The sequence below is a fragment of the Rhodoferax sp. genome, assembly GCF_037143375.1.
In the GTDB taxonomy this organism is placed as follows: Bacteria; Pseudomonadota; Gammaproteobacteria; order Burkholderiales; family Burkholderiaceae_C; genus Rhodoferax.
The window spans coordinates 1-5521 of sequence record NZ_JBAWYV010000179.1 but is presented as its reverse complement, the minus strand read 5'-3'; the positions used below and the strand labels follow the sequence as shown (position 1 = coordinate 5521).

Annotated in this window: 6 protein-coding genes; 2 read left to right on the top strand and 4 right to left on the bottom strand. The window is 60.0% G+C overall.

The genetic code is table 11. From position 1 onward, the window contains the following. Window positions 1-467 (top strand): 7-cyano-7-deazaguanine synthase (locus WCG50_RS16935; protein WP_336900771.1); only part of this gene is annotated, 467 nt, incomplete at its 5' end. Here the strand turns inward: WCG50_RS16935 and WCG50_RS16930 are convergent. Genes WCG50_RS16930 through ilvA form a run of 3 tightly spaced genes read right to left on the bottom strand, consistent with a single transcriptional unit; the run spans window position 431 to window position 4786 of the window. Then, window positions 431-2239: an ABC transporter ATP-binding protein/permease gene (locus WCG50_RS16930; protein WP_336900770.1), complete on the bottom strand. Its 1809-nt coding sequence runs from the start codon at window positions 2237-2239 to the stop codon at window positions 431-433. The two genes, WCG50_RS16935 and WCG50_RS16930, sit on opposite strands and share 37 nt — an antisense overlap. A 49-nt stretch (window positions 2240-2288) precedes the next feature. Then, complete coding sequence (locus tag WCG50_RS16925) at window positions 2289-3209, bottom strand: 5'-nucleotidase (protein ID WP_336900769.1); 921 nt, start codon at window positions 3207-3209, stop codon at window positions 2289-2291. Window positions 3210-3226: 17 nt separating this feature from the next. After that, the gene (ilvA, locus tag WCG50_RS16920) at window positions 3227-4786 is read right to left on the bottom strand and encodes a threonine ammonia-lyase, biosynthetic (protein WP_336900768.1); all 1560 of its coding nucleotides are present in this window, start codon (window positions 4784-4786) and stop codon (window positions 3227-3229) included. A 69-nt stretch (window positions 4787-4855) separates the two neighbouring features. On the opposite strand from ilvA, the gene WCG50_RS16915 reads away from it, so the two are divergent. After that, on the top strand, window positions 4856-5305 hold the full coding sequence (locus WCG50_RS16915) for an OsmC family protein (protein WP_336900767.1): 450 nt from the start codon (window positions 4856-4858) through the stop codon (window positions 5303-5305). A 1-nt stretch (window position 5306) separates the two neighbouring features. On the opposite strand, the gene WCG50_RS16910 is transcribed toward WCG50_RS16915, so the two are convergent. After that, window positions 5307-5521, bottom strand: a 215-nt coding sequence (locus WCG50_RS16910; protein WP_336900766.1) for a demethoxyubiquinone hydroxylase family protein, incomplete at its 5' end; no start/stop codon positions are given.

Genomic DNA, 5521 nt, shown 5'->3' with positions numbered 1-5521 from the left:
CTTTCAAGATGGAGCAAAACGGCCTGCCCAATACCTTTGTGCCGGGGCGCAACCTCCTGTTTTTAACGCTGGCCGCCGCTGTAGCGTATCGGCGTGATCTGCAGGTGATGGTCACGGGGGTCTGCGAAACCGACTTTTCGGGTTACCCCGATTGCCGCGACGACACCATGAAAGCCATGCAACTGGCGCTCTCGTTGGGCATGGACAAGCGCTTTTTAATTGAAACTCCACTGATGTGGATCGACAAGGCGGCCACTTGGGCGATGGCACATGAACTGGGCGAAAAATCAGGGACACCCGATGGCGGTCAAGTCCTGGTCGACCTGATCATCGAACACACCCACACCTGCTATCTGGGCGACCGCGAGCACCGCCATGCCTGGGGCTACGGCTGCGCCGCGTGCCCGGCCTGCGAACTGAGGGCGCGGGGCTATGAGCGATTTACTGCGGGTAAAACGGCAGGCTGATCGGTGTCTTGCGCGGCCAGTTGGTATTGTGCCGGGGCACCTTCTGGCAGTTTTTCCAGCGTCCACAGCCGATTGTGAAAAGCCGCCACGCCCGGCCGATGCGCTATTGAAATAATAGCTCCTTGCGTAGATTCTACGAGGGCTAGAAGCTGTTTATAGACTGAATGCTCGGTGGCTTCGTCCAGCGCGCTGGTGGCCTCATCCGCAAACACCCACTTGGGTTTTTTCAGGAGGACGCGGGCGATGGCCAGGCGCTGCTGCTCGCCGCCCGACAGCTTCTGGCTCCATGCATCTGCCAAGTCGAGCTGCTCCACCAGCGCCGGGAGTTCTGCCTCAATCAGCGCCTGGCGCAGTTGCGCATCGGTATAACGGGATGGCGCCAGCGGGTAAGCCAGCGCATCGCGCAACGGGCCATTGGGAAAATACGGCCGCTGCGGAATGAACATGGCATCTGCCGGGCGTCCCACCGCACCGGTTGCAAACGGCCAGATCCCGGCCAAGGTGCGAAACAACGTCGACTTGCCGCTGCCCGACGGCCCTTGCAGCAACACCCTGTCGCCGGGCTGGGCGCGCAAGGCGGCACCGGCCAGCAGCACCGCGCCATTGGGCAAAGCCACGGTCAGGTCATGCGCTTCAATAGCTATTGAATTTATAGCTGCTTGCGCAGGTAGCACGGGGTCTAGAGCCCTAAATGATGCTTCAAAGCTGGTGAGCCGGTCGGTCGTGGCACGCCAACTGGCCAGGCTGCTGTAGCTGTCTACAAACCAGCCCAAAGCGCCTTGCACCTGACCAAAGGCAGACGAGATTTGCATCAACTCACCTAGCTGAATGGCCCCGCTAAAAAAGCGCGGCGCCGCCACCACAAACGGGAACACCACTGCGGCCTGACCAAAAAAGCTGGTGAACCAGATCAGGTTTTTTTGCGCCTTGATGAGCGCGAGGTAATTGCCCAGCACCTTGCCAAACCGCTGGTCGAGTTGCGCCCGCTCCACCGCTTCGCCCCGGTCCAGTGCAATCGACTCGCTGTATTCGCGCACCCGCACCATGTGGTGACGAAAATCAGCCTCCACCCGTTGCTGCTCGAAATTGAGCTTGATCTGCGGACGGCCAATATAGTGGGTGAGCACGCTGCCCACGCCGCAGTAAAGCACCGCCATCCAGACCATGAAGCCGGGAATGTTGTACTCGCCGCCCAAAAAAGAGAAGGCAAACCCACCCGAGAGGCCCCACAAAATACCCACAAAACTGGCCAGCGTGACCACTGCATTGAGCAGCCCCATGGTGAGCGAAATGGTCAGCCCGGTGAACTGGTTGATGTCTTCCTGAATTCGCTGGTCCGGGTTATCGGGAATTTTGGCGTCGCTGTTGGCCGGGCCACTAAAGCGCGCCAGTTCCAGTTGGTAAAACGCATGGTTGGAGAGCCAGCGCTCTAGATAATGCCCAGTCATCCAGGCCCGCCAGCGCATTTCCAGTAACTGCGTGAGGTAAAACTTGTAGACCGCGATGATGATGAAAGCGAAGGCCAGGTAAGTGAAGCGCCCCAGTTGCGCCCAGAACACGGTGGCATTCTTCTCTTGCAGCGCGTCGTAAAACAGCTTGTTCCAGTCGTTGAACAACACCGCCATGTAAACCAGCCCCAGGTTCAGCAGCACGATGGCGAGCAGCAGGCCCCGCGCTTGCCACTTCTGGTCCGAGTCAAAGTAAGGCCGAGTCAAGTCCCAGGCTTGGGCGGTGAAGGCCTTGAAGGCGGTAATTTTTCGGGAAACGTTCATGAAGATTTTTTAAAGGTGCGTCATTGCCGCGCTGAGCGATGACGGTGCTTCAACTATTCGACACGCCACTCGCCACATGCCCCGAAGGTACGTGCTTGGAGGCGGAATTGACGTGCCCGGTCTGGTCGTCAAAAAAGAAATCAGGCTCAAACTCGCGTAAAAATTCACCCTTGTCCAAACCGCCCAGAAACATCGCCTCGTCCACCTCGATGTTCCAGTTCATCAGAGTGCGAATGGCGCGCTCATGCGCTGGCGCGCTGCGGGCCGTGACCAGCGCGGTGCGAATCCGCATGCGGGGCGTGCCACTTTGTTGCAGGCGTTGCAGCGCCGCCAGCAGCGGCTTGAAAGGCCCGGCCAGCAGCGGTTGCTGCGCCTTGTCGGTTTCGTGCTTCTGAAAAGCGCTCAACCCCTGCGACTGGTATACCCGCTCGGCTTCGTCGCTGAACAGCACGGCGTCGCCGTCAAACGCAATGCGCACCTCGTTCGGGTACGCGTCCCCGGCGTGAACCGATTGCGGGTAGACCTGGGCGGCCGGCACACCGGCCTCCAGCGCCGCCCGCACATCGCTCAAATGGGTGGATAAAAACAGGTTGGCGTGCAGCGGTTTCAGGTAGCGCCAGGGCGACTGCCCGCGCGTGAAACTGCCGCGCTGGATCGGCAGGCCGTAATGCTGCGCCGACCGGAATACCCGCATGCCCGACACCGGGTCATTGCGCGACAAAATCACCACTTCAACCGGTTGTGACATGGCGGCATCAGGTGAATCGTCCCGTACCGTGTTGAACGCCAGCAATTTTTTAACCAACGAAAACGCCACCCCCGGCTTGGCCGGAATGTCCAGTCGCTCCAGCTGCAGCTTCATGTAGGCCCGGTCGTCGCCTTGCTCGAAAACTTCGTTTTCTTCCTCAAAGTCAAACAGGGCACGACTTGAAATCGCCACCACTAATTTACCGTCCAGCGACATGGCCATGGTCTGCTCCAGCGAACTTAACTTTGCAAAAACATCTGGTAAACCGGGTTCGCGGTTTCTTCCACATACGGGAAGCCCAGCGTTTCCAGAAACTCCGAGAACGCCTCGTTATCGGATTCCGGCACCTGCAATCCGACCAAAATGCGGCCATAGTCGGCGCCTTGGTTGCGGTAATGAAACAGGCTGATGTTCCAGCCCGGGCGCATCAGGCTCAAAAACTTCATCAGCGCACCGGGCCGCTCTGGGAATACAAAGCGCAGCAGCCGCTCATCTTGCGCCAGCTTGGAATGCCCGCCCACCATGTGCCGGACGTGCTCCTTGGCGAGTTCGTCGTGCGTTAAATCCAGCGCCACAAAGCCATGCTTGGTGAAGTTGGCGGCAATCTTGGCCGACTCGCCTTTGCCGTGGGTCGTCAGACCCATGAAAACATGTGCCTTGGCCGAGTCGCTCACGCGGTAATTGAATTCGGTCACGTTGCGCGGGCCACCGGGCAGGTCGCCAATCAGTGCACAAAAACGCTTGAAGCTGCCACGTTCCTCGGGAATCGTCACGGCAAACAGCGCCTCGCGCTCTTCGCCCACTTCGGCGCGCTCGGCGACAAAGCGCAGGCGGTCAAAGTTCATGTTGGCGCCACACAAAATGGCGGCATAAGTCTCACCCTTGGTCTTGTGCGTGGCGACATATTGCTTGATGGCGGCTACCGCCAAGGCGCCTGCCGGTTCCACAATGCTGCGGGTGTCGACAAACACATCCTTGATGGCCGCGCACACCGCGTCGGTGTCCACGGTCATGAACTCGTCCACCAGTTCGCTGGCCACCCGGAATGTCTCTTCGCCGACCAGTTTGACCGCCGTGCCGTCAGAAAACAGGCCCACATCGGGCAGTGTCAACCGTTCATGAGCTGCCACCGATTGCGCCATGGCGTCTGAGTCGTTCATTTGCACGCCAATGACCTTGATCTCTGGCCGAACTGCCTTGATGTAGTTAGCCACGCCCGAGATCAGCCCGCCGCCGCCAATCGCCACAAACACCGCGTCCAGCCGGTTCGAGCCGTGGCCCTGCAACTGGCGCAGCATTTCCATGGCAATCGTGCCCTGGCCGGCAATCACATCGGGGTCGTCAAACGGGTGCACAAAGGTCAGGCCCTGCTCGGTTTGCAACTGCACGGAGTGGGTGTAAGCGTCGGAATAGCTCTCGCCAAACAGCACCACCTCGCCGCCAAAACCGCGCACCGCATCCACCTTGAGCTGTGGCGTGGTGGTCGGCATCACGATCACGGCGCGAGTGCCGAGCTTGCGGGCGCTCAAGGCCACGCCCTGCGCGTGGTTGCCGGCCGAGGCGCAAATGACGCCGTTCTTTAACTGCTCAGGCGTCAGTTGCGCCATCTTGTTGTAAGCGCCACGCAGCTTGAAGCTGCGCACTGGCTGCTGGTCTTCGCGCTTGAGAAGCACGGTGTTGTGCAGGCGCTGGCTCAAGGTTTTGGCCGGCTCCAGTGCGGTTTCGACTGCGACGTCGTAAACGCGAGCAGTCAGGATTTTTTTCAGGTAGTCGGCGGGGGTCAGGTGTTGTGTCTTCATGGGGCATTGATGATAAGCGCCCGTCACAGGTGACAATCTTTACCTTTCAATCATTGAGTGAACTTTATTATGGAATGCATCGTCAGCTGGACCGGCGCGCTAGGTACGCGCTCAGGCATGGGTTTTGTAGCCGAAACCGGCAGTGGCCACACGATCATGATGGACGGCGCCCCCGATGACGCCAAGCCTGAAAACGGCGGCCTCAACCTGGCCCCGCGCCCGCTAGAGACCGTGCTGGCCGGCACCGGCGGCTGCACCGCTTACGACGTGGTGCTGATTTTGAAGCGCGGCCGCCACAACGTGCAGGGCTGCACCGTCAAGCTCACCGCCGAGCGCGCCGAGGTCGACCCCAAAGTGTTCACCCGCATCAACATGCATTTCACCGTGAGTGGCAAAGGCATTCCGGCCAGCGCGGTAGAGCGCGCCATCGCCATGAGCCACGAAAAATACTGCTCCGCCAGCATCATGCTGGCCAAAACGGCGGAGATAAAGACCAGCTTCGAGTTGCTGGAAAGCTGAGTTAGACCCGGTGCGCCACCGTCGTCATCACCTTGGCGGCGGCGCGCATCACGGTTTTAACCACTGACGGCAGCTCAGCTGCGCCCAGCTTGGTGGCGTCCAGCGCGTGGCGGGCCTCGTCGTCCATCATCTGCGCCACGATGGCGCGTGAGGCGTGGTCTTGGGCGGGCAGCAGCGACAGGTGACTCTCCAGATGCGCCTCGACCTGATTTTCGG